This window comes from Kitasatospora sp. NPDC056446 (genome assembly GCF_042796115.1).
Classification (GTDB): Bacteria; Actinomycetota; Actinomycetes; order Streptomycetales; family Streptomycetaceae; genus Kitasatospora.
Genome location: NZ_JBHTRF010000251.1, coordinates 1 through 1,125, shown reverse-complemented (window position 1 = coordinate 1,125; position 1,125 = coordinate 1). Strand labels below are relative to the sequence as shown.

Here is a 1,125-nt window from a genome sequence, read left to right as displayed (position 1 = left end):
CAGATCGCCCAGGCGATGGGCGGGCAGGTGTCGGTGGAAAGCACCGAAGGGGTTGGCAGCAGCTTCACCCTGCTGCTGCCGATGCAGGTACAGGCGTTGCAGCCGCCGCCCACGCAACCGCTGCTCGGCCGGCGGGTGACCGTCTTGTCGAGCACGCCGGAATGGCGCGCCGAGATGGAGCGCCTGCTGGTCGCGTGGGGGGCGACCGCCACCGTGTTCGACCGCCCGCAGAGCGACGACGAGGGCGGCGATGCGCTGCTGATCGTGGGCGACCACCGCGCATGGAGCATCGACGAAGAGCAGCAGCTGATGCAGGGCTACGCGCGCACCGTGCATGCCCATGCACAGGGCCCGCTCAGTGCGGAAACCCGCGGCGACCGCATCGAAGTCAGCAGCTACGTCAGCGAGGCCGTGCTTGAGGCACTGGCACCCGGCGAAAGAGCGGGGGGCCACGTGGCGGTGGTGAAGCCTGTACGAGCAACGGCCGCCCGCGGGCGCGTACTGCTTGTGGAGGACAACGCGGTGAACCGCGAGCTGATCCAGCAGCAACTGGAGGAGATCGGTTTCGCCGTGGACGCTGCCGGCAATGGTGCGGAGGCGTTGGAACTGTGGAAGGACGGTCACTACCGTGCGGTGCTGACCGACATCAACATGCCGGTGATGGATGGCTATGCCCTGGCCCGTGACCTGCGTCAGCGCGGCCAGTCGCTGCCGATCCTGGCGATCACCGCCACGGCGCTGGCCAGTGAACGCGAGCGCTGCCTTGCTGCCGGCATCGATGATCTGTTGCTGAAGCCTTTCAACCTGGACCGGCTTGAGGTTGCCCTGGCCCGCACCAACGCTCCAGCGGACCACGTACGCGGCCAGCAGCGGGGGGCGGGGCCCGCTGCGGTGCCGGTGCCTCGCGACATTCCCGCAGGCATCCGCCGGATTTTTGTTGATACTGGCGACCAGGATCTTCAGGCCATCCTCGATGCACGCGCCAACGGGGACACTGCAGCGCTTCTGGAGCGTGTGCACGGATTCAAGGGGGCCTTGCAGATGATGGGCGAGCAGGCGCTGGCCGAGCAGTGCGGCGAGATCGAGAGTGCGTTGCGCCAAGGTGCGAGCGCCAGCGATGGGGCC

General features: G+C 68.1%; 1 protein-coding gene. It reads left to right on the top strand.

The features are described 5' to 3' along the window. The coding region (locus tag ACFQ6N_RS41075) for a response regulator (protein ID WP_380659233.1) at positions 1-1,125 on the top strand (1,125 nt) is incomplete at both ends.